General features: G+C 67.2%; 14 protein-coding genes. 6 read left to right on the top strand and 8 right to left on the bottom strand.

Annotated elements, in window-relative coordinates; translation table 11 throughout:
* Positions 1–185 precede the first annotated feature (185 nt).
* Both BMZ17_RS11125 and ybaL read left to right on the top strand, forming a co-directional pair.
* Positions 186–2573, top strand: a complete 2388-nt coding sequence (locus tag BMZ17_RS11125) for a TonB-dependent receptor plug domain-containing protein (RefSeq protein ID WP_093138641.1) — start codon at positions 186–188, stop codon at positions 2571–2573.
* A 296-nt stretch (positions 2574–2869) separates the two neighbouring features.
* Entirely contained in the window at positions 2870–4624 is a 1755-nt protein-coding gene (gene ybaL / locus BMZ17_RS11120; protein ID WP_093138640.1) for a YbaL family putative K(+) efflux transporter, read from the top strand.
* Between the two features lie 19 nt (positions 4625–4643).
* On the opposite strand, the gene BMZ17_RS11115 is transcribed toward ybaL, so the two are convergent.
* Complete coding sequence (locus BMZ17_RS11115) at positions 4644–6860, bottom strand: EAL domain-containing protein (RefSeq protein WP_139202894.1); 2217 nt, start codon at positions 6858–6860, stop codon at positions 4644–4646.
* 190 nt (positions 6861–7050) lie between these two features.
* Positions 7051–9291 (bottom strand): EAL domain-containing protein, encoded by a 2241-nt coding sequence (locus BMZ17_RS11110; protein ID WP_139202892.1) that lies wholly within the window; start codon positions 9289–9291, stop codon positions 7051–7053.
* 437 nt (positions 9292–9728) lie between these two features.
* Between BMZ17_RS11110 and BMZ17_RS11105 the strand changes: the two genes are divergently transcribed.
* Positions 9729–12755 (top strand): TonB-dependent receptor plug domain-containing protein, encoded by a 3027-nt coding sequence (locus tag BMZ17_RS11105; RefSeq protein ID WP_093138637.1) that lies wholly within the window; start codon positions 9729–9731, stop codon positions 12753–12755.
* A 68-nt stretch (positions 12756–12823) separates the two neighbouring features.
* Here BMZ17_RS11105 and BMZ17_RS11100 read toward each other — a convergent pair whose 3' ends face one another.
* Both BMZ17_RS11100 and clpB read right to left on the bottom strand, forming a co-directional pair.
* Positions 12824–13699: an AraC family transcriptional regulator gene (locus BMZ17_RS11100; RefSeq protein ID WP_093138636.1), complete on the bottom strand. Its 876-nt coding sequence runs from the start codon at positions 13697–13699 to the stop codon at positions 12824–12826.
* 76 nt (positions 13700–13775) lie between these two features.
* On the bottom strand, positions 13776–16361 hold the full coding sequence (gene clpB, locus BMZ17_RS11095) for an ATP-dependent chaperone ClpB (protein WP_093138635.1): 2586 nt from the start codon (positions 16359–16361) through the stop codon (positions 13776–13778).
* A 368-nt stretch (positions 16362–16729) separates the two neighbouring features.
* Here clpB and mqo point away from each other — a divergent pair, with 368 nt between their 5' ends.
* The 3 genes from mqo to BMZ17_RS11080 all read left to right on the top strand — a co-directional run bounded on the left by mqo (position 16730) and on the right by BMZ17_RS11080 (position 19645).
* Complete coding sequence (mqo, locus tag BMZ17_RS11090) at positions 16730–18448, top strand: malate dehydrogenase (quinone) (protein ID WP_093138634.1); 1719 nt, start codon at positions 16730–16732, stop codon at positions 18446–18448.
* Positions 18449–18576: 128 nt separating this feature from the next.
* The gene (locus BMZ17_RS11085) at positions 18577–18861 is read left to right on the top strand and encodes a GIY-YIG nuclease family protein (RefSeq protein ID WP_093138633.1); all 285 of its coding nucleotides are present in this window, start codon (positions 18577–18579) and stop codon (positions 18859–18861) included.
* Between the two features lie 76 nt (positions 18862–18937).
* Positions 18938–19645 (top strand): glutathione S-transferase, encoded by a 708-nt coding sequence (locus tag BMZ17_RS11080; protein ID WP_093138632.1) that lies wholly within the window; start codon positions 18938–18940, stop codon positions 19643–19645.
* 13 nt (positions 19646–19658) lie between these two features.
* Here the strand turns inward: BMZ17_RS11080 and BMZ17_RS11075 are convergent, their stop codons facing one another.
* The 4 genes from BMZ17_RS11075 to BMZ17_RS11060 all read right to left on the bottom strand — a co-directional run bounded on the left by BMZ17_RS11075 (position 19659) and on the right by BMZ17_RS11060 (position 24125).
* Positions 19659–20492: a DUF3014 domain-containing protein gene (locus BMZ17_RS11075; RefSeq protein WP_093138631.1), complete on the bottom strand. Its 834-nt coding sequence runs from the start codon at positions 20490–20492 to the stop codon at positions 19659–19661.
* A gap of 78 nt (positions 20493–20570) precedes the next feature.
* Entirely contained in the window at positions 20571–21518 is a 948-nt protein-coding gene (locus BMZ17_RS11070) for an alpha/beta fold hydrolase (protein ID WP_217645787.1), read from the bottom strand.
* Between the two features lie 20 nt (positions 21519–21538).
* Positions 21539–23140, bottom strand: coding sequence for a hypothetical protein (locus tag BMZ17_RS11065; protein ID WP_093138630.1), 1602 nt, complete (start codon positions 23138–23140; stop codon positions 21539–21541).
* Between the two features lie 67 nt (positions 23141–23207).
* The gene (locus BMZ17_RS11060; protein ID WP_093138629.1) at positions 23208–24125 is read right to left on the bottom strand and encodes a LysR family transcriptional regulator; all 918 of its coding nucleotides are present in this window, start codon (positions 24123–24125) and stop codon (positions 23208–23210) included.
* Between the last annotated feature and the right edge of the window lie 90 nt (positions 24126–24215).

The following is a 24215-nucleotide window of genomic DNA, read 5'->3' as shown; positions in this document are numbered from 1 at the left end:
TACGGCACCTCAATTGACGAAAACACCGCATTTTCCGGTGGTTTGTCATGAGCAGATAACCATCGGTTGGTAGGCACGGCGCCGAGCTTTAACGAATAATTAGCCTTCGTAGTCAACAAGCAACCCGGCCTCGCGCCACTTGATCGACCTTGTTGTCCTGGCTTTCTATTCGACGGAGTTCTTCGATGTCCCTGACCCCCTCACGCCTGGCCGCCGCCGTGGTGTTCGCCCTGGCGACCGTGCCCGCCTTCGCCCAGGACGCGTCTTCCGAGACCACCAAGGCCAGCACGCTCGATACGGTGATCGTCACCGGTACCCACGTCGCCAACCGCACCGTGGCCGAGTCGCAGTCGCCGATCGACATCATCTCGCCCGAGACCCTGCAGGCCACCGGCACCACCGAGCTGGCGACCGCGCTGTCGCGCGCCCTGCCCTCGCTGAACTTCCCGCGCCCGGCGCTGGTGGACGGCACCAGCGGCGTGCGCCCGGCGCAGCTGCGCGGCCTCTCCCCCGACCAGGTGCTGGTGCTGGTCAACGGCAAGCGCTACCACACCTCCGCGGCGATCAACCTCAACGGCAGCATCGGCCGTGGTTCGTCGGCGGTGGACCTCAACAGCATTCCGGTCGCGGCCATCGAGCGCGTGGAAGTGCTGCGTGACGGCGCCTCGGCCCAGTACGGCTCGGACGCCATCGCCGGCGTGATCAACATCGTGCTCAAGGGCGCCGGCAAGGGCGGCAGCCTGGCGGTGAACTACGGCGAATATTCCAAGGGCGACGGCGAGCAGTTCCAGCTCTCCGGCGACACCGGCGTGAGCTTCGCCGATGGCCGCGGCACCGTGCACGTGGCCGGCCAGGTCGGCAGCCAGGATCCGACCAACCGCTCCGGCGCCTACGCCGGCACCGTGCCCAACACCGGCAACTACCCGGGCGTGGGCGAGAAGGCCTTCGTCATCGGCGATCCCGACGTGAACGCCGGTGCGGTCTCGGCCAACGCCAGCTTCGACTTCAGCGAGAACGTCACCGCCTATGCGACGGCGATCGCCAGCAACCGCGACATCACCTCGTACGCGTTCTACCGCTCGCCCAACCACAGCGGCCAGACCGCGCTGCTGGCGCAGTTCTATCCGGACGGCTACGTGCCGGAGATCAACCAGTACTCCAAGGACCGCTCGCTGGTGGCCGGCGTCAAGGGCAGCAACGACAGCGGCTTCACCTGGGACGTCAGCTACAACTACGGCTACAACAAGGTCGATTACTTCACCCGCAACTCGATCAACTACGCGCTGGGTACCTCCAGCCCGACCAGCTTCTATGACGGCGCGCTGGAATACACCCAGAACATCTTCAACGCCGACTTCACCCAGGCGCTGGACTGGGGCCTGGCCTATCCGGTGACCTGGTCCTTCGGCACCGAATACCGCGACGAGAAGTGGAACCAGTCGCCGGGCGACCTGGCGTCCTACACCGGCAGCGGCGCGCAGGGCTTCATCGGTTTCACCGCGGCCAACTCTGTGCACGCCGATCGCCATAACTACGCCTTCTACACCGGACTGGAAGCGGACCTGACCGACAAGTTCTCCGCCGGCATCACCGGCCGCTTCGAGGATTACTCGGACTTCGGCAGCAAGGTCTCGGGCAAGCTGTCGGCACGCTATGCGTTCACCGACCGCGTCGCGCTGCGCGCCACCGCCTCCAATGGTTTCCGCGCGCCGTCGCTGGCCCAGCAGAGCTACCAGGCGATCTCCAGCACGATCAACAACGGCGTCTTCTACCAGAGCGGCACCTTCCCGGCCGACACCGCCGTGGCCCAGGCCCTGGGCGCCAAGCCGCTCAAGGCCGAGACCTCGACCAACTACAGCCTGGGCCTGGTGCTGCAGCCGACCGACCAGTTCTCGCTGACGGTGGACGCCTACCAGATCGAGATCGACGACCGCATCCTGCTGTCCTCCAACATCGCCACCACCACCGCCGCGCAGGCGCTGCTGGCCAGCCTGGGCGTGAACCAGGTGACCCAGTTCCGCTACTTCACCAATGCGGCCGACACCCGCACCCGCGGCGTGGACGTGGTCAGCACCTACGCGATCCCGTTCGCCAACAGCGGCCTGGACCTGACCGCCAGCTACAGCTACGGCAAGACCGAGGTGACCAACCTCGACGCTTCGCCGAGCGTGCTGACCGACCTGGGCATCACCACCGGCCTGGTCGGGCGTGATGAAGTCGGCCGCCTGGAAGACAGCTTCCCCAAGAGCAAGGCGATCGTCGGCGGCACCTGGCATAGCGACCACTGGAGCCTGGGCCTGACCGGCACGCGCTACGGCAGCGTCACCGTGCGCAACTCGACCACGCCGGCCAACGACCAGACCTACGCCGCCAAGTGGCTGGTCGACGTGACCGCCAGCTACAAGCCGACCTCGCAGTGGACCCTGACCCTGGGCGCGGACAACGTGCTGGACACCTACCCGGACGAAAACCGCTACGTGAACTCCACCAGCGGCGTGTTCCCGTACAGCAACTACTCGCCGTTCGGCTTCAACGGTGCCTACGTGTACGGCAAGATCGCCTACACCTGGTAAGCCACGCACGCATCAGTTCGATCTGAAAACCCCGGCCACGCGCCGGGGTTTTCTTTTGCACATCGCGACTGCTGTGTGGCCACTGCTTCGGCCACGATCAGCCATCGCCAAAAAAACATTGCTGCTGAAGCAGCATCCACGCATGCCCGGCGAGCGGCGTAAGGTCGGCCTGTCGTCGCTGTCATTGGCGTCATCTTTGATAGACGGCATGAACCGATGAGTCATTTTCGATTTGCCCAGCCTCTGCCTCATCGGCGACACTCGGGTCACGGGAACGGACTTAACGGGGAAACGCCATGCATCACGACACCAGCCTGATCGACATCATCGCCGTCGGCCTGGCAGTGGCCTTCGTGCTCGGCGCCCTGGCCAACAAGCTCAAACTTTCGCCGCTGGTGGGCTACCTGGTGGCCGGCATGATCATTGGCCCGTTCACGCCCGGCTTCATCGCCAACCAGGACCTGGCCACCCAGCTCTCCGAGCTGGGCGTGATGCTGCTGATGTTCGGCGTGGGTCTGCACTTCTCGCTGGAAGACCTGATGTCGGTCAAGAAGATCGCCATCCCCGGCGCGATCGTGCAGATCGCCGTGGCCACGCTGCTGGGCTGGGGGCTGGCCTGGTGGATGCACTGGACGCCGCTGCAGGGCTTCGTGTTCGGCCTGGCGCTGTCGGTGGCCAGTACCGTGGTGCTGCTGCGCGCGATGGAAGAGCGCCGCATGCTGGACACCAACAAGGGCCGCATCGCGATCGGTTGGCTGATCGTGGAAGACCTGGCGATGGTGCTGGCGCTGGTGCTGCTGCCGGCGCTGGCCGGCGCGCTGGGCGATAGCGGCACGGCGCAGGCCGCGGCCGAAGCGGGCGGTGGCGCAGCGGTCAATGCCGCCCAGGCCGAGCCCAATGCGTGGCTGTCGATCGCCAAAGCCATCGGCATCACCCTGCTGCAGGTCGCCGCGTTCGTGGCGGTGATGCTGGTGGTGGGCAAGCGGGTGATCCCGTGGACGCTGGAGAAAGTCGCCGCGACCGGTTCGCGCGAGTTGTTCACCCTGTCGGTGCTGGCCATCGCGCTGGGCGTGGCGTTCGGTTCGGCCAAGCTGTTCGGCGTGAGCTTCGCGCTGGGCGCGTTCTTCGCCGGCATGTTGCTCAACGAGTCCGAGCTGAGCCACAAGGCGGCCAACGATTCGCTGCCGCTGCGTGATGCGTTTGCGGTGCTGTTCTTCGTCTCGGTCGGCATGCTGTTCGACCCGAGCATCATCGTGAACTACCCGCTGCAGGTGCTGGCGACCTTCCTGATCATCGTGGTCGGCAAGTCGGTAGCGGCCTACGCCATCGTGCGCGCGTTCGGCCACCCGAAGGGCACCGCCCTGACCATCTCCGCCAGCCTGGCCCAGATCGGCGAGTTCTCCTTCATCCTGGCCGGTTTGGGCCTGAGCCTGAAGATCCTGCCGCAGGAAGGCCACGACATGATCCTGGCCGGCGCGCTGCTGTCGATCGTGGCCAATCCGTTCCTGTTCACCGCCCTCGATGCCTGGAACAAGCGCCACGAGCAGGACCTCGCCGGCACGCCGGAGGCCGAAGCGCCCGAGCCCCTGCCCGGCCCGCCGCTGGCGGCGTTCGACCACGCCATCGTGATCGGCTACGGCCGCGTCGGCAGCAACCTGGCGCGCGTGCTGCGCGAGCGCGGCGTGCCGCTGGTGGTGATCGACGACAACCGCGACAACGTGATCAAGGCCCACGCCGCCGGCATCCCGGCGATCCGCGGCAGCGCCGCCGCCGATGCGGTGCTGGCCGAAGCGCAGCCGGACAAGGCCAAGATCGCGGTGCTGGCGATCCCGCAGCCGCTGGAAGCGGGCGAAGCCATCGCCAAGCTGCGCGCGCTCAACCCGGAGCTGACCGTACTGGCGCGCGCGCACAGCGAAGCCGAGGTGACGCACCTGCTGGAACACGGTGCCGATGGCGCGGTGCTGGCCGAACGCGAGCTGGCCCATTCGCTGGCGGAAATGATCCTGGCCACGCCGCCGTACCGCGCATTGCGCCTGCAGCCGGCGCAGTAAGCATCCTCGCGGTCGACGCTCAGGCGTCGGCCGTGCCCGTCACCGGCTGGGCGATCTCGGCCAGCATCTGTGCCAGCGGCCGCGCCGCGCCGTACAGGTGGCCCTGCACCCAGTCCACACCCATCGCGCGCAGGCAGGCTTCGGTCTCGGCGTTCTCGACGAACTCGGCCACGGTCTCTGCGCCGAAGGCCTCGGCCACCGCCACGCAGGCCTGGACCAGCGCGTGATCACGGCCGAACTGGGTGATGTTGCGGATGAACGAGCCGTCGATCTTGATCTCGTCCAGCGGCAGCTCCTTCAAGCGGGTGAAGCTCTGCATGCCGGTGCCGAAGTCGTCGATGGCGATGCGGCAGCCCTGCGCGCGCAGTTCTTCCAGCAATTCGATCGCGGCCGAGGTGCTGGCGATCGCGGCGGTCTCGGTGATCTCGAAGCACAACGTGGACAGCGGCAGCGGCCACTTGGCCAGCAGTGCGCGCAGTTCCGAACGGAAGCTCGGCGAAGCCACGCTCTGCCCGGTCAGGTTGACCGAGATGCGCCCGCAGTAAGCCAGCGCCTGCGGGTTGCGCTCCAGCTCGCCGCGCAGCGCGCGGACCACGGCCAGGTCGAGTTCGGCGCCGCGGCCGGAGGCCTCGATCGGCGCCATGAAGCGCGGCGGCGGGATCAGCGTGCCGGCCTCGTCGAACAACCGGCACAGCACTTCGCCGCACAGCTTGTCGGCCGCGTGGCCACGGCCGTGCAGCGGCACGATCGGCTGGAAATACAGGCTGATGCGATCGCGACGCAGGCTGTCCAGCGCCTGCCCGGTGTCGTGCAGCTGGCGCAGCTGCCAATCCTGCTGCTGCAGATCGGCATCGGCGGCGTAGCGCGGCAGCACGTCGCTGCGGCGGCGGGCATCGAAGGCCAGGTGCGAGGCGGCGCGCAGGGCGCCATCCACCGCGGCGGCATCGTGACCCAGCAGCGGTGCAACGCCCAGGTAGGGCGACAGGCGCAGGTGCTGGCCGTTGACGTCCATCTCGGCTGCTTCCAGGGTGTGGATCAGCTGTTCCCAGTCGCAGGCCCCGCGCTCGGCGACCAGCACGAACTGGCCGGTGCCCATGTAGTAAACGCTGGCCATCGCCTGCAGTTTGCGGGCCGAGGTCCGCATCACCTCGGTCTGGGTTTCCACGCCGAAGCCGTGGACCATCGAATCGGCATGATCCAGCAGCAGGTAACCCAACTCGCGCGGTTTCGGGAGTTGCTGGTTGAGGTCGCGCTGCAGCGCGCGCAGGTTGGGCAAGCCGGTGACGCTGTTGCGCAGGGCCTGTTCGGACAGCCGCTGCGACAACGCCAGGCGATCGCGGCGGCCCATCCACAGGTAGAGCATGGCCACCAGCAGGATGTTCACCTCCACCGCGATGTGCAGCAGGTTGAGGAAGCCCAGCGCGGTGTTGCCGTACTCGGCCGTGCCGGCCACGGCAGCGACCAGCAGCAGCAGGCCGCTGGACAGGGCCAGCATCGCCTCGCGCAGCGGCAGGCGCACCACCAGCCAGGCCAGCAGCAGGAACAGCATGAAGCGGTAATCCATCAGCACCGGCGGCAGCGCACCGGTCGAGGAGAAGCCCAGCGTCAACTGGCGCGAACCCCACCAGCTCAGCGCCATCGTCGCCAGCATCAGCAGCGGCCAGAGGACACGCAGGCCCAGCGAGGCACGACCGGGCGGCGGCTGGCGACGGCTTTCGGTCCAGGCCAGCATCAGCGGCAGGGTCAACACCGCCACGCCGAATTGCTTGGCGAAGAAGGTCTGGAACACCGTGCTGACCACCGCCTCGACCGGCAGGTTGATCACCAGCACCGTGGCCGAAATCAGCGCGCGTCCGAGCGGATAGACCAGCAGCAGCACCAGCGCCAGGCGCGGCAGTTCCGAACGTAGCAACTGGGCCCGATGCGGCGCGCGCGGCCAGCCGATCCAGCGCGCGCAGGCCAGCATCCAGAAGAAATTGAGCAGCCAGGTGCCAGCGCCCCACAGCAGCACCAGGCTCGGCCCACCATCGAACACGCTCTGACGCACGCACCAGCCGGCGAAGGCAAACGCGGTCGCGCCAGCCAGCACCCAGCGGTCACGGTCCAGCAGCGCGATCGCCAGCAACAGCCCCACGTGCAGATGGACCAGCGATGCGTCCTGCACATCGCCGCCAAAGTCGATCCGATAGCCCACCGTGACCTGCTGCAACAGCAGGCACGCACATCCAAGCAGCACGATCCTGCCCGTCCGTGTGGCCGCCCAGCCCCTCATTGGTCTTGCCCCCTGTTGCAGCGGCGTCGTCATGGCACGCGTGCTGGTGCGGATCGTGCCATGTGAACGGCAGGGTTGCTGCAGCCGCACAATCATTGCGTGCGCTGGATCACGCAGATTTTTATGTTCCCGGCGACATGCGCGCCGCGATGGCTCAAACGGTGGGTTGTTCGAGCAAGGGCTGCAGCGGTCGCGGGGGCGAGATCAGATAGCCCTGCACCCAGTCCACGCCGAGCGCATGCAGGCACTCGGCCGTGCGCGTGTCCTCGACGAACTCGGCCACGGTCTGCGCGCCGAAGGCCTGCGCCACCGCGACGCAGGCCTGGACCACGGCGTGGTCCTTGCCGCCGGCGGCGACGTTGCGCACGAACGAGCCGTCGATCTTGATCATGTCCACCGGCAGGGTCTTGAGCCGCTCGAAGCTCTGCATGCCCACGCCGAAATCGTCGATGGCGATCAGGCAGCCGCGCTCGCGCAGCCGGTCCAGCAGTTCGCGCGCGGTGCTGGCCTGCAGGATCGCGGCGGTTTCAGTGATTTCGAAGATCAACTGGCTGCCGGGGATCGGTGCGCTGTCCATCAGCGCCAGCAGCTTGCGACCGAAGCCGGCCGAGGCCAGGCTCTGGCCGGTGAGGTTGACGCTCAGGCGGGCAAAGCGCGGCACCGCCTGCGGCTGCGCGGCGAGCTGGGCGAACAGGGTCCGTACCACCGCCAGGTCCAGCTCGGCGCCACGGCCCACCGCCTCGACCTGCGGCAGGAACGCGCCGGGCATCAGCAGCGTGCCGTCGTCGTCGCGCAGCCGGCACAGCACTTCGCCATGCATGGTCTGGCCCGGATCGATCGCGCCGGTGGCCGGGTCCAGGCGCTGGATCGGCTGGAAATGCAGCTCGACCTGGTCGTTGCGCAGCAGCGCCAGCGCATCGGCCGCGCCGCTCACCGTCTGCCAGGCGCCGACGCGGGTTTCTTCCGGGTCGTGCAGCAGCGGGTTGAGCTCGCTGTTGTGGCGCGCCTGGAACGCCAGCTGCGAGGCGCTGCGCACGGCCGACTCCAGCGCGTCCTGGGTGTCTTCGTCGAACGCGGCCACACCCAGGTACGGCAGCAGCCGGAAACGGCCGCCGCCGGCCTGAATCTGCACGTGCTGCAGGCCGGCCATCAGCCGGTCCCAGCAATCGGCCATGTCGGCCGAGGCCGTCGGCAGCACCACCAGCTGGCCGGTGCCCACCACGAAGGCCTGCACGTCCTCGCCCAGGCGCCCGGCGGCCTGGGTCATGACCTCGGCCTGCACGTCCAGGCCATAGACCGAGATCAGGTCTTCGGTGCGGTCCAGCACCAGATAACCAAGTTGGCGATGGGTGGGCGCGCGGGGCTGCGCGGCGGCGCCGCTGCGCAGTGCCTTGAGGTTGGGCAGGCCGGTGACTGTGTCGCGGCGGGTTTCCTCGTCCAGCCGGCGCGCGTTGGCGCGGCCGTTGCGCAGGATGATCAGCAGATACAGCATCGCCACCTGCAGCACGCCCAGTTCCACCGCGATGTGCAGCAGGTTGATGAAGCCCAGCGGCGTGTTGCTGGCGGTGGCCGCATTGGCCGCGCCGTAGGCCACCAGCAGCAGGCTGGCGCTGAGCAGGGCCATCGCCACCGGATAGCGCAGCCGGATCACCGCCACGCCCAGCAGCACGAACAACACGAAACGGAAATCCATCAGCGGCAATGCGCGCCCGCCGTGCAGGCCCAGCTGCGCCCGCAGGTAATGCTCGAAGGTGTAGCTGGCCGCCACCGCCAGCACCAGCACCAGCAGCCAACCGAAGGAGCTGATCCGCAGCGAACGCGGCACCGGCGTGCGGCGTTCGGCCCAGCCGGTCACCAACGGCAGGGTCACCACCAGCACGCCGAACAGCTTGGCGAAGAACACTTCCACGGTGACCGGCAGGCGCTCCTCGGCCACGAACAGCTGCCACGAGGCCAGCCAGCCGATCAGCGCGATACCCACCGGATACAGCAGCAGGCCCACGCCCACGAACGGCGGCAGGTCGCGCAGCTGCAGCTGGACCGCAGCGCCTTCGCGTGGCCAGCCCATCAGGCGCGCGCAGGCCAAGGTCCAGCCGAACAACAGCGTGTAAGCCACCGCGCCCACCACGATGTCCTGCCAGCGCCCGCCCATGAAGAACAGCCAGTCCACGATCCAGCCCAGGAACAGGATGCCGAACACCCCGGCCACCACCCGCGTCTGCCGGAACAGCATCGCCACCGCCAGCAACAGGCCGGCCTGCAGATGGACCAGCGAGGCCATCTCGGTGGCGCGACTAAGGAACGAGGGATAGCCGATGGTGACCCGCTGCAGCAGCAGGCCCAGCACGCCGAGGAGCAGCGTGGTCTTCAACAATGAAAGCTGGCGTTCCCCCATGGGTCCCATCATGCATGGAGCCGCGTGGCATCGGCAGCGGTTTGGCAACGCAAAGTGACTCAGCGCAAGAAATTGGACGCCGCGCGGCGCAACGCGCCGGGGCGAGACGGCTGGCGTGCCCGGCGTGTGTCAGCGCACAGCACAGTCTGCTGGTGGCCTGGCGGCCGACGCGGGGAATTCCTGTCGAGGCAGGGGCCGACGCGAAAAATTCGCGACCGTGGGCAAGCCGTTGTGAAAACGTTTTCTCGCTGCTAAAAATTTGAAATACAGGACGTGCCACGTTTCGCAGGACGCGACGCAATGCCGCGACGACACGGCCTCCCGCACGCGTCCACCACGCGCCGGGCGGCCCTGATTTGACCTCGTTTTCCGCGACCTGCACCGGGCCTCAAGCGCACCGGACGGACGCCTGTGCCCTGCCTTTGGAGAGTTCCGCCATGTCCAGCCGCTCCTCCTGCCTCTCCCACCGTCGCGTCCTGTGCCTGGCCCTGGGCCTGGCGGTCGCGACACCCGCCTTTGCCCAGTCCACCACCGGCACGCTGTTCGGCCAAGCGCCGGGCAGCGGCGTCAGCATCCGCATCGAGAGCGCCACCGGCGCGGCGCGTGACCTGCCGGTCGATGGCGATGGCCGCTACAAGTCGCCGCCGCTGGCCGTGGGCGAATACACCGTCGAGCTGCTGCAGCAGGGCGCGGTGATCCAGTCCCAGCACGTACTGGTCAAGGTCGGCGCGGCCAGCGAGGTGTCCTTCGCCACCGACGCGACACCGAGCGGCGGCGCGACCGACCTGGCCGCGGTCAAGGTGAGCGCCAGCGCGACGCCGCCGATCGATGTGTCCTCGACCGATTCGCGCACCGTCATCGTCGCCGACCAGCTGCGCAAACTGCCGCTGGGCCGCAGCGCCGAGGACATCGCCAAGCTGGCGCCGGGCGCGGTCAACAACAGCGGCGGCTTCACCAGCACTACTGGCCGCTCGCTGGTGAGCTTCGGCGGTTCTTCGCCGACCGAGAACGCCTACTACGTCAACGGCTTCAACACGACCGATCCGCTCAACGCCGCCGGTGGCCTGAGCCTGCCCTATGGCGCGATCTCGCAGCAGGAAACCTATACCGGCGGCTACAGCGCGCAATACGGCCGCTCGGACGGCGGCGTGATCAACGTCATCGGCAAGCGCGGCACCAACGAATGGCACTATGGCTTCCAGATGGTGTGGGAGCCGAACTGGGCGCGTTCCAAATCCGACAGCAGCTATTACGCCAACGGCCTGCCCAACTCGCCGGTCGAAGGCGATCCCTATCTCTACAGCTACAAGGGCGACGACCACAAGGATGACTGGAGCACCGCGCTGTATGCCGGCGGCCCGCTGATCAAGGATCGCCTGTTCTTCTTCGCCAGCGTCGAGCTGGAGCGCAGCAGCGGCACCACGGTCAATACCGTGGACACCAACCCCAGCAACGCGCTGCTGGACTACAGCTACCAGATGCCCAAGGGCTACGCGAAGATCGACTGGAACATCACCGACAGCCAGATGCTGGAGCTGACCGGCGTGTCGGACCGCTACAAGACCTGGGGCTCGTATTACACCTACGACTACAGCGACAAGACGCGCGGCGACTACGTCAACTCGGCCAACAAGACCGAGACCGGCGGCAACCTGTGGGTGGCCAAGTACACCAACTACCTGACCGACACGCTGACCTTCAGCGGTACCTACGGCAAGATGCGCACGCGCAATTACTCGGTGCCGGGCAACTACGACGCCTCGCTGCCGTACATCTATGACGCGGGCAACCAGAACCCGGCGCTCAACGGCGGTACGCCGATCACCAACAGCCAGACCGTGGACAGCATTTCCGATCCCGGCCAGGGCAACCAGACCAGCAACCTGCGCCTGGACCTGAGCTGGGTGCTGGGCAACCACACGCTCAGCGCCGGCATCGACAACCTCAAGTCGATCGCGGCCAGCCAGGGCGCGCGTTCCAGCGGACCGGGCTACAACTGGAGCTACCAGTACACCAGCGCGCCGACTTCGCCGATCAACGCCGATGCCGGCATCGGCGCGGTGGCCGATTACGCCAATGGCGCCGGCGGCTATTACGTGCAGCAGAACGTCTACAGCCAGTCGGCCACGATCAGCTCCTCGCAGAAGGCGCAGTACATCGAAGACCGCTGGCAGGTCACGCCCAACCTGCTGCTCAGCATGGGCCTGCGCAACGACCAGTTCATCAACGACGACGCCGGCGGCCAGCCCTACATCCGCCAGGAAAAACCGCAGTGGGCGCCGCGCCTGGGCGTGGCGTGGGACGTGCACGGCGACTCCAGCCTCAAGCTCTACGGCAACGCCGGCCGCTATTACCTGGGCCTGCCGCTCAACCCGGCGCTGGTGGCCGCGTCCAACGCGATCAACACCGCGCAGTACTTCACCTACAGCGGCATCGCCGCCGATGGCACGCCGACCGGCCTGACCCAGATCTCCGAGCCGTATTCCTCGCTCAACCAGTATGGCCAGGCGCCCGATCCCAAGACCGCCAGCACCGCCAACATCGAGCCCGAATACCAGGACGAATTCATCCTGGGCTTCGACAAGACCCTGGGCAGCAGCTGGGCCTATGGCGTGAAAGGCACCTTCCGCAACCTGCGCAACGCCATCGACGACTTCTGCTCGATGAGCCAGGTGGTGGAGAAGGCGCAGAGCCTGGGATACGACATCGAGAACTACAACAGCTGCTACCTGTTCAATCCGGGTCGCGCCAACACCTTCCTGCTCAAGGACACCAGCGGCAACTACGTCAGCGTGCCGATGACCAACGACGAGCTGGGCTTCCCGCAGCTCAAGCGCCGCTACTACAGCGTCGAGGCGGTGCTGGAACACCCGATGGAAAACAACTGGTACGGCAAGTTCAGCTACGTGTGGTCGCGCAGCTACGGCAACACCGAAGGCCAGGTGCGCTCCGACGCCAGCCAGTCCGGCACCTCGACCAGCTACGACTGGGACAACGAAGCGATCATGGCCTACACCAACGGCCCGCAGAACAACGACCACACCCACCAGGTGAAGTTCTACGGCTATTACCAGTTCACGCCCGAGTGGCTGGCCTCGGCCAGCGTCAGCGCGATCTCCGGCACGCCGCGCCACTGCCTGAGCTACTACGGCAGTGACCAGACCGATCCGCTGGGCTATGGCAGCGTCTATCACTTCTGCAATGGCGAACCGGCGCCTCCGGGTAGCCAGGGCCGGATGCCGTGGGTCAAGCAGCTGGACCTGGGCGTGAGCTACAGCCCGGCCTTCGCCGCGCATCGCCTGACCTTCGGCGTGGACGTGTTCAACGTGCTCAATGCGCAGACGCCGCTGCAGCGCTACGCCTTCAGCGAGAACGCGCCGTTCTCGCCCAATCCGCTGTTCAACACCGTCACCATCCGCCAGGAACCGCGTTACGCGCGCCTGAGTTTGAGCTACGACTTCTGAGGCGCCGCCTCAGTCTTTTGCTGCACAGACAGAAGCCCCGCACTGCGGGGCTTCTTCTTTTCAGCGCATCAGGCCAGCGGCACCAGGATGTCGGTGCGCAGCAGCGGCTCGGGCACGTGCTCGGGATCATCGAGATAGGCATAGAGGATCGGTGCGTCGCGCAGGGCTTCGCCGCTGTCCGGCAGCCACTGCGCCAACAGTCGGTCGGTGCTGTCTTCCAGTCCCAGGAAGCTGCCGATATGGCGCAGGCTGGCGTAGCGCCCGCCTTCAAGCTTGAGCTGCTGCATCGGCGCAGGCGGCACCACGCCCGGCACGCCAAGCGCACTGGTGAACACCACCTCGGCCGGCGGCGTATCGCGCAGGTCGTTGCCGGCGATGCCGAACAAGCCATCCAGCCGATCCAGGAACCCGGCCTGCGCCACCCAGTCGAACAGGCGCGTATAGACCTGGTCCAGGTCGTCGTACTGGCCGACCGTGCGCAGCGCGATCACCTCGAACGGCTCGAGCGAAACCACGCTGACCTGCAACGGCGCCTCGCTGTGATCGGCAATTGCTGCCGGCTGCAGCAGGCGCGTGCGCGCTGCGGCCAAGGCCTTGCCATCCTCGCGCAGCGCGCTTGGCGTGGTATCGAGCGCGTCGCGCAGCACGCGCGCGAAGCCTTGCGAGCTGCCGTAGCCGGCGGCCAGCGCGACCTCGGTGATCGAGCGGCCTTCATCGGCAAGCAGATGCAGCGCGCGCGCCAGGCGTAGCCGACCCAGGCTGCGGCCCAGGGTCTCGCCGGTCAGCGCGCGGTAGATGCGATGGAAGTGATAGGGCGAGAAATGCGACAGGGCCGCGAGCTTGGCCAGGTCCGGTAGTTCCTCGCCGGCGTCCACGGCCTGCTCCACGCGCGTCAGGACGCGCGCGATGCGCTGCTGGTAGTCATGTTGCGATCCGGGCTTCATGGCGGCTCCAGGCTGGGGAATGCCAACAGCATCGCGGCCGGACAGGCCGGCCGCGTGCCCGATCTTGCTGGATTGCTCAGCCCTTGGTGAAGCTCAGCTGCCCGCCTTCGGCATCGACCTTGACCGTATCGCCGTTGGCGAACGCGCCGGACAGGATCTTGGTGGCCAGCGGATTTTCCAGCTGCTGCTGGATGGCCCGCTTCAGCGGCCGCGCGCCGTAGACCGGATCGAAGCCGATATCGCCCAGCACGTCGAACGCGCCGTCGGCCACGTCCAGCCCGATGCCGCGCTCACGCAGTCTCGCTTCCAGCCCGCGCAGCTGGATCTTGGCGATCTGGCGGATCTGCGCCTTGTCCAGCGGATGGAACACGACGATGTCGTCCAGCCGGTTCACGAACTCCGGGCGGAAATGCGCCTGCACCACGCCCATCACCGAGGACTTCATCTGCAGGTAGGCCTCGGGCGAATCGTCGCCGCTCATCTCCTGGATCAGCTGGCTGCCCAGGTTGGAGGTCATCACGATGACGGTGTTGCGGAAGTCCACCGTGCGGCCCTGGCCGTCGGTGAGGCGACCATCGTCCAGCACCTGCAGCAGGATGTTGAACACATCGCCGTGCGCCTTCTCCACCTCGTCCAGCAGGATCAGCGAATACGGACGACGGCGCACCGCCTCGGTCAGGTAACCACCTTCCTCATAGCCCACGTAGCCCGGCGGCGCCCCGATCAGGCGCGCCACCGAATGCTTCTCCATGAACTCGCTCATGTCGATGCGGATCATCGCGTCTGAGCTATCGAACAGGAAATCGGCCAGCGCCTTGCACAGCTCGGTCTTGCCCACGCCGGTCGGGCCCAGGAACAGGAACGAGCCGCCCGGGCGATTGGGATCGGACAAGCCGGCGCGCGAACGGCGCACCGCATCGGACACGACCTTGATCGCCTCTTCCTGGCCGACCACGCGCGTGTGCAGCTGCTGCTCCATCTGCAGCAGCTTTTCGCGCTCGCCTTCGAGCATCTTGTTGACCGGGATGCCGGTCCAGCGCGAGACGACTTCGGCGATTTCCTCGGCCGTCACGCGGTCCTGCACCAGCTTGAAATCCTGCTGCTCGGCGGCCTGTGCGGCGGCAAGCTGCTGCTCCAGCTGCGGCAGCTGGCCGTACTGGATCTCGCTCATGCGGGCGTAGTCCTGGCGGCGCTGCGCGGCTTCCAGCTCGACGCGCGCGGCCTCGATCTGCTCCTTGATCTTGGTTGCGCCCTGCAGCGCGGCCTTCTCGGCCTTCCAGACTTCGTTGAGGTCGGAGAACTCGCGTTCCAGCGTGTCGATGTCCGCTTCCAGGTCGGCCAGGCGCTTGGCCGATTCGCTGTCCTTCTCCTTCTTGAGCATCTCGCGCTGGATCTTGAGCTGGATCAGGCGACGCTCCTTGCGGTCCAGTTCCTCCGGCTTGGAATCGATCTCCATGCGGATGCGGCTGGCCGCTTCGTCCATCAGGTCGATGGCCTTGTCCGGCAGCTGGCGGTCGGCGATGTAGCGGTTGGAGAGCGTGGCCGCCGCGACGATGGCCGGGTCGGTGATCTCCACGCCGTGGTGCACCGCATAGCGCTCCTTCAGCCCACGCAGGATCGCGATGGTGTCCTCCACCGACGGCTCGCCGACATAGACCTTCTGGAAGCGGCGCTCCAGCGCGGCGTCCTTCTCCACGTACTTGCGGTATTCATCGAGCGTGGTCGCGCCAATGCAGTGCAGCTCGCCGCGGGCCAGCGCGGGCTTGAGCATGTTGCCCGCGTCCATGGCGCCATCGGCCTTGCCGGCGCCGACCATCGTGTGCAGCTCATCGATGAACAGGATGATCTGGCCTTCGCTCTTGGACAGGTCGTTGAGCACGCCCTTGAGGCGCTCTTCGAACTCGCCACGAAACTTGGCGCCGGCGATCAGCGCGCCCATGTCCAGCGACAGCACGCGCTTGTTCTTCAGGTTTTCCGGCACCTCGCCATTGACGATGCGCTGCGCCAGGCCTTCGACGATCGCGGTCTTGCCCACGCCCGGCTCGCCGATCAGCACCGGGTTGTTCTTGGTGCGCCGCTGCAGGACCTGGATCGTGCGGCGCACTTCCTCGTCGCGGCCGATCACCGGATCGAGCTTGCCGCTTTCGGCACGCTCGGTCAGGTCGATGGTGTATTTCTCCAGCGCCTGGCGCTGGTCCTCGGCGCTCTCGCTCTGCACGGTCTCGCCGCCGCGGATCTTGTCGATCGCCGCCTCGACCTTTTTCTTGTCCGCGCCCGCCGCGCGCAGCGCCATGCCCATCGGGCCGCTGTCGTCCACCGCCGCGCGCACGAACCACTCGCTGGCGATGAAGGCATCGCCATGCTGCTGGGCCAGCTTGTCGGTCTGGTTGAGCAGGCGACTCAAGTCGTTACCGACCGAAAGGTTGCCGGCCTGGCCGGTGACCTTGGGCAGCGCCTCCAGCGATTCGCCCAGGCGCTCGCGCAGCACCGGCACGTTGACGCCGGCCTGCTGCAGCAGCGACCGGGTGCTGCCGCCAGCCTGGTCCAGCAGCGCCACCAGCAGGTGCACCGGCTCGATGAAATTGTGGTCGCGGCCCACGGCCAGCGACTGCGCATCGGCCAGGGCCTGCTGGAAGCGCGAGGTAAGTTTGTCCATCCGCATTGAAAGCATCCTCGGATCAGGGGGCGCCCGAACCGGCGCCAATGCCGCTGAGATGTGGATAAGCGCCTGAAATTCAAGCAGGAACCGGCCTGGCGCCGGGTCCGGCGGCGTTCCACCTTGCGGGCCGCCCCGGCATAAGACGTTTTTTCGTCCGAAGCACTGACGCGATCCAGCCGGTACAATTCCGCTCAGGCCGAAAAAGCATCACGTGATGCTTTTTCGTCCCAACCTCCCCCAAGGTTGTCTGCCATCCAGGACGGAAGGCGTCGTCGGCATGACGTTTTGCATCGACGGCGCAGCGCGGTCCTGGCAGCCGAGCGTCACCCGGAAGACCCCACCCCTTCGTCGACGATGCACTCCACATTCCCATGAAGAAATTCCTCAAATATTTGATCGGGCTGGTCCTGATCGTGGCCGTCGCAGGACTCGCGTTCCTGTTCTGGCCGATCGCCAACGACGCCAACACCAAGGCCGACAACGACAAGCCGGTCGATGCCGTGCTGATCGGCGGCGGCATCATGAGCGTCACCCTGGCCACCTACCTGCAGGAACTGCAGCCGGACTGGAACGTGCAGCTGTTCGAGCGCCTGGACGGCGTGGCCCTGGAAAGCTCCAACGGCTGGAACAACGCCGGCACCGGCCACTCGGCCTACGCCGAGCTCAACTACACCCCGGAACTGCCCGATGGCTCGATCGAGACCAAGCGCGCGGTCGGCATCGTCGAGCAGTTCGAGGTGTCGCGTCAGTTCTGGGCGCACGAGGTGAAGGAAGGCCGCCTGGGCCAGCCCTCGGACTTCATCAACCCGACCCCGCACATGAGCTTCGTCTGGGGCGACGACCGCGTCGAATACCTGCGCAAGCGCCACGACGCGATGGTCAAGAACCCGATGTTCTACGGCATGCAGTACTCCACCGACCCGGAGCAGATCCGCAAGTGGGCGCCGATCGTGATGGAAGGCCGTGATCCGAAGCAGAAGGTCGCCGCGACCTACATGCCACTGGGCACGGACGTGAACTTCGGCGTGATCACCAACCAGCTGACGGCCTCGCTGCAGAAGAACCCCAACTTCCACCTGCAGCTGCAGCATGAAGTAGTGGGCCTGCATCAGAACGCCGACAAGACCTGGAATGTCACCACCAAGGACCTGAAGGCCGGCACGACCAGCACGGTCAAGACGCGCTTCGTGTTCATCGGTGCGGGCGGCGCGGCGCTGAAGCTGCTGCAGATGTCGGGCATCCCGGAATCGAAGAACTACGCCGGCTTCCCGGTGGGCGGCCAGTTCCTGGCGATCCAGAACGCGGCCATCGCCGAGCGCCACAAGGTCAAGGTCTACGGCATGGCCGATACCGGCTCGCCGCCGATGTCGGTGCCGCACATCGACGCGCGCAAGCTGGAAGGCAAGCCGGTCGTGCTATTCGGGCCGTTCGCGCTGTACAGCACCAAGTTCCTGAAGGAAGGCTCGCAGTGGGACCTGTATTCCTCGGTCAACCACAACAACGTGGCCGGCATGATGAAGGTGGGCGAAGAGAACCTGGACCTGGTCAAGTACCTGATGGAACAGGCCAAGCTGACCGACGCCGACCGCCAGGAACAGCTGCTGCGTTACTTCCCCGAAGCCAAGCGCGAAGACTGGAAGCTGATCACCGCCGGCCAGCGCGTGCAGATCATCAAGCGTGACGAGAAGACCGGCCAGACCAGCCTGCAGTTCGGCACCGAGATCGTCGCCGACAAGGACGGCACCATCGCCGCGCTGATGGGCGCCTCGCCGGGCGCGTCGACGTCGCCGCCGATCATGCTCAAGGTGCTGGCCAAGGCCTTCCCGAAGGAAATGGCCACCGGCTGGGAAACCCGCCTGAAGGCGATCATTCCTTCCTACGGCGAGCAGATCAACGACAGCGCCGCGCGCACCAATGAAATCCGCCGCATGACCAGCCAGGCCCTGAACCTGCCATACCTGGAAGTGCCCGAGCACACCGATGCGACCGACCCGGCCCCGGGCGTGAGCAACCCGGCGGTGCCTGCGCAGCCGGAAGTGCTGCCGGTGGACAAGAAGGACACCAGCAACAAGGAAATGCAGGCGCTCTGATCGCGCCACGCAGATCGATCTCACCGCACGGTGCGATGTGCACTGCGCGGTGATGCAAGACAAAAAGCCTGTCGCGCAAGCGGCAGGCTTTTTTTGTTGGCGCGCGCGGTCGCGGCATACTGCGCGCGATGACCGACCTGCCCCGCCCCTGGCTGCTGTACCTGCTGGAATGCCGCAACGGCAGCTGGTACGCAGGCATCACCAACGACCTGGAGCGCCGCTTCCTCGCCCACCAGCGCGGCACCGGCGCACGCTACACGCGGGCCAATCCGCCGCTGCGCATCCTCGCCAGCCGCGTCTATCCCGATCGCGCCAGCGCCTCGCGCGCCGAATGGCAGCTCAAGCAGTTGCCCAGGGCGCGCAAGCTGGCTTGGCTCCAGGACGCGACGGCACACGATGCCGCACTGACCTGATCCATACGAACGGATCACGTTGCGCTTGCGCGCCATTGCCTAGCCTCGGGTGTTCCCCACTGCGTGGAGTTCCACGATGCATTACCAGCTCTATTACTGGACCGGCCTGCAGGGACGCGGTGAGTTCGTGCGCCTGGCGCTGGAAGACGCCGGCGCGCAGTACACCGACGTGGCGCGCGTGGAGGGCGACGCGGCGATGAATGCCTTCCTGGAAGGCCAGCACGAGGCCGCGCGTCCATTCGCCCCGCCCTTCCTCAAGGCCGGGCGCCTGGTGATCGCGCAGGTCGCGGCGATCCTGCATTACCTTGGCCCGCACCTGGAGCTGGTGCCTGAAGCCGAATCGCGCCGCCTGCAGGCGCTACAGCTGCAGATGACCATCACCGACCTGGTCGCCGAAGTGCACGACACCCATCACCCCGTTGCGTCGTCGCTGTACTACGAAGACCAGCAGGCCGAGGCCGCGCGTCGTGCCGAGGACCTGCGCAGCAATCGCCTGCCGAAATTCCTCGGCTATTTCGAGGACGTGCTGGAACAGGGCGGCGGCCAGCACGTCCTGCGCCAGCATTCGTACGTGGATCTGTCGCTGTTCCAGGTCCTGAGTGGACTGGAGTACATGTTCCCCAAGCGCATGGCCACGCTGGCGCCGACCCTGCCGCTGCTGCAGGGTTTGAAGGGCCGCGTCGCGCAGCGGCCCAACCTCGCCGCCTACCTGGCCTCGGAGCGGCGCGTAGCCTTCAACACCAACGGCATCTTCCGCCACTATCCGGAGCTGGACGCCGCCTGATGCGGCGCCGCGCTTACATGCGGGTCAGCGCGGTGCGGATCGCGCGCAGCTGTGCCTTCACCGCGGCTTCCTGTTCGGGACCCAGGCGCACCAGCGCCTTCTGGCCGACCGAGAGCGATTCGAGCATCGGGTCGCTGAAGCGCAGGCGGCCCTTGCCGTTGGGTTCCACCGCGATCGGCTGGGTCGGCTCGGGCGTATTGAGCAGGTGGTCGATCACCTGCACCAGGCGATCGTTGAAGTAGGCATCGGGCTTGCCCAGCTCGGCATAAGCCGCCTGGAACAGCGGATAGAACTGTTTGTACGCGCCCACCAGGGCCTTTGCATCGGCATGGGTGAAGGCCTGCACATAAGACGCATAGCGCTGCGCGTTGGCCGGCGTGATCACCATGCCGGCGCCGCCATCGGCAACCTCCAGGTTGCCTGCCACCGGCTGCACCGCCATCGCGCTGCGGGTGAGACTACGCTGGGTGAGGTTGTCGACCATCACCACGATGCGCTGGATCAGATGCTCCCGCAGCAATAGCGCCAGCGCGCCGTCATCGCCCACCACCTGCGACAACGCGTCCCAGGCCGGCGCATCGCTGTCGGCCAGTGCAGGCAGCGCGGGGGCGGCCGCATCGGCCGACACGGCGGCGTCGATGGGATGTTCGATCGCCGGCGTCGAAGCGGCAGGCGCCGTGGGTTCCGCGGGAGGGGCCGCTGGCGCAGGCGACTGCGGAACCTCGGCCACTGGCGCCTGCGGTTGCGTAGCCGGTTTGAACAACCACCAGCCCGCTGCACCGATGACCAGCACGACCAGGACCACCGACCACCACGGGATCGAAGAAGACGACGAACGGGTTTGCATACAGCAACATCCTGAAAAACCAACACCCTGTTCCGACCGCAGCCTCGCCCGAGGGTTCCGCAGCGCGCGGGGCGCGCTTCAGGGTTGCTGCAGGAACGGCAGCACGGCCTGCAGGAACACCTGCGGCTGTTCGACCGCCGGCGCATGGCCCGCGTCGGGAATCAGCACCCGGCGCGCGCCCGGAATCCAGGCGGTGAAATCCGCGCCATGGGCCGGCGACACCAGGCGATCCTGTTCGCCCCAGACCACCAGCACCGGCAGCTTCAGCCCGGCGAGCGTGGCCTGGTCCAGGAACACCGCGTCGCTGCCGGCCAGGTTCCTGCGGAAGCTGTCCTGGGTGTACTGCGAGCCTTCGGACAGGCGCAGGGCGAAGGCCTGTTCGGCCACCGCGGGCGTGACCAGCGCCGGATCGTGGAAGACGTACTTCGACAGGCCTTCGCGCACCGAGGCGATCGAGAGCACCGGCAGCACGCTGGCCGACGCCGGCGCGCCGGCGACGGGCTTCATCGACGGATGGCCTCCGGCATCGACCAGCACCAGCCGCTGCGGCAGCGGATAGCCGAGATCGGCCGCACGCGCGGTGTAGAGCCCGGCGATCCAGCCGCCCAGCGATTCGCCGGCCAGGTCGAAGCGGGTCACGCCGCGGTCCTTGAGGAAGCCGCCCAGCATGTCCACCCAGGTTGCCGGCCCATAGTTGATCAGCGGCTTGTCCGATTGCCCGAAACCCAGCTGGTCTGGCGCCAGCACGCGGTAGTGCTTGGCCAGTTCGGGGATCACCGTGCCCCAGTCGAAGCCCGCGCTGCTGCCCAGGCCGTGCAGCAGCACCAGAGTCGGCCCGTGGCCCATGTCGTAGTAGCGGATGGTCTGGCCGTGGACCTGGGTGGCCTGCATCGGCGGCAGATCGTTCCACCACGGCGCGCGCACGGGCGAGGCCGCCCAGGCCGGCGCGATCGCAAACAGCGCGAGGCACACGCACAACAGCGCACGTCGGACACGACGGCCCGCGACAGCAAAGATCAAACGCATGGGAATCCCTGTTTGGAAGCTCACGCCTTGGCCGCCGGGCGCACCTGCCACAGCGACAGCACGCCCATCAGCAGCGCCAGCGCGACGTAGGCGCCGGTGAACTGCAGGCTCATCGTGCGAGCCAGGCCTTCGAGCTGCCACGGCAGGGTCAGCGCGCCGTTGGGTGCCACCGAATGGATCACGCCGAACAGCGTCAGCACCGCCGCCACCAGCCAGAACGCCGCAGCGCGGCGCAGCGCGCCATCGACCATCGCCGCCACCGCACTGGTCCACAGCATCGCGGTGATGATGAAGCCGTTGCCCAGCAGCAGGATCACCGCCATCTCTGGCAGGCCGTGGCCGTCGAGCGTGGTGGTCATCGCGCCGAACTGCTCGAATGGAATCCAGCTGTGCGCCTTGATCAGCAGCAGATAGGCCACCGACGGCAGGAAGCCAAGCACCATCGCGCCGGCGTGCTTCTGCGGCGTGGCCTGGAACGCCTGGGTGGTGATGTCGATCGCCACGTACACGATGATCGGCGACAGCACCGCCAGCGGCAGCCACTGCACCAGCATCGAGACGATGCCCAGCATGCCGCCGATGCCGATGAACAAGCCGGTCAACAGCGTGTAGCCACTTCGCGCGCCCATGTGCTTGTAGGCCGGCTGGCCGATATAGGGCGTGGTCTGCGCGACGCCGCCGCAGATGCCGGCCACCAGCGTGGCGATGGCCTCGACCAGCAGGATGTCGCGGGTGCGGTAATCATCACCCGCGGCGCGCGCGCTTTCCGACACGTTGATGCCACCGACCACCATCAGCAGGCCGAACGGCAGCAGCAGTGGCAGGTAAGGCATCGCATAGGTGAGGCCGGTGATGAAGCCCAGCGACGGCAGCGGCAGCGCGATGTGCGGTGCCACCAGCGCCGGCAGCTTGAAGCCCGGCGCGCCCAGGCCCGCCAGGCCCAGCGCGTAATACAGCACCGTGCCAATGACGAAGGCCACCAGCACGCCCGGCAACTTGATCGGCAACCGCCCCTTGGCGATCAGCACGTACAGCAGCAGGCCCAGCGTGAGCAGGCCGACCACCGGCGACTTGAGGGTCTCCAGCAGCGGCAGGAAACCCATCAACACCAGCGCGATGCCGGCGATCGAGCCCAGCAGCGCCGCCCGCGGCAGCGCGCGCGTGACCGCTTCGCCGAAGAACGACAGCACCACCTTGAACACGCCCATGATCACCAGCGAGGCCATGCCCAGCTGCCAGGTGGCGATCGCCGCCGCATCGGGTGCCATGCCGCCAGCCTTGAACGCAGCGAACGCCGGGCCCAGCACCAGCAGCGCCATGCCGATGCTGGTCGGCGCATCCAGGCCCAGCGGCATCGCGGCGACATCGTCGCGCCCGGTGCGCTGCGCCAGGCGGCGCGCCATCCACGTATAGGCCAGGTTGCCCACCAGCACACCGAAGGCCGTGCCCGGGAACATGCGGCCGAACACCACCTCGGCCGGAAACTGGAAGATCCCCACCAGCGCCATCGCGATGAAGCCCAGGATCGACAGGTTGTCGACCACCAGGCCGAAGAAACCGTTGAGATCGCCAGCGACGATCCAGCGCGGACGCGCCGAAGTTTGTGGGGAAGCAGCAGACATGCAGGGGGCGCCGACGCAGTGGGAACGCGATCCTAGGCGTTCGCACCGCCGCGCGACAACGGCATTGCTAGGACACAGCCAGCCGTTCGACCAGGAAATCCACCAGCACGCGCGCCTTGGGCGGCAGATAGCGGTTGGGCGGATACAGCAACCACGCGGTGCCGGCATAGGCCGGCGGCTGGAAACGCCAGTCGTCCAGCACGGATTGCAGGCGGCCCTCGTCCAGCCACGGCCGCGCGACGAAATCCGGTAGCGACGCGATGCCCAGTCCTTGCGCGGCGGCATCGGCGCGTACCGCGCTGTGGTTGGCGGCATAGCGGCCGCGCACGCTCACCTGCGCGCGCTCGCTGCCGCGTAGGAATTTCCAGCGCTGGTCTTCGCGCGATTCGCCCAGGTGCAGGCACTGGTGCGTGGCCAGCTCGCGCGGATGCAGCGGCGTGCCATGCGCCTGCAGGTAGCCCGGCGACGCGCACAGCACATGGCCGACCGGATGCAGCGGCCGCGCGGCCCAGCCTTCGAATGGCTGGTCGGTCACCCGCAGCACCAGGTCCACGCCTTCGGCGATCGGATCGACCAGCCGATCCAGCAGCAACAGTTGCAGGTCAACTTGCGGATACAGCGCCAGGAACGCCGGCACATGCGGATGGATCAGGTGTCGCGCGTAGGCCACCGGCGCGCTCAGGCGCACCAGCCCGCGCGGCGTGGCCTGCAACTGTCCGGCCGCCTCGAACGCGCCGCTGGCGGCCTGGGTCATCTCGCGACAGCGCGCGCAGACCGCCTCGCCGGCTTCGGTCACGCGCAGCCGGCGCGTGGAGCGCTCGATCAGGCGCACCGACAATGCCTGTTCCAGCCGCTGCACCTGCCGGCTCACGGCCGAGGGCGTGACGCCCAGCCGCCGCGCCGCGGCCGAGAAATTACCGGCCTCCACCACGTGGACGAAGGCGGCCATGTCCGGCAGCAGGGCGATCAGGTCGATGTCGTCCAAGGCGGCTCCTCGTGGGTGATTCAATTCGTGCGTGGCAGGCACAGCTGATATGCCGGTCTGCCAGATTATCGGATTGTGCGCATCAAACCA

Source organism: Pseudoxanthomonas sp. GM95, assembly GCF_900109775.1.
Lineage (GTDB): Bacteria > Pseudomonadota > Gammaproteobacteria > Xanthomonadales > Xanthomonadaceae > Pseudoxanthomonas_A.
This window is presented reverse-complemented; position numbering and strand designations above follow the sequence as displayed.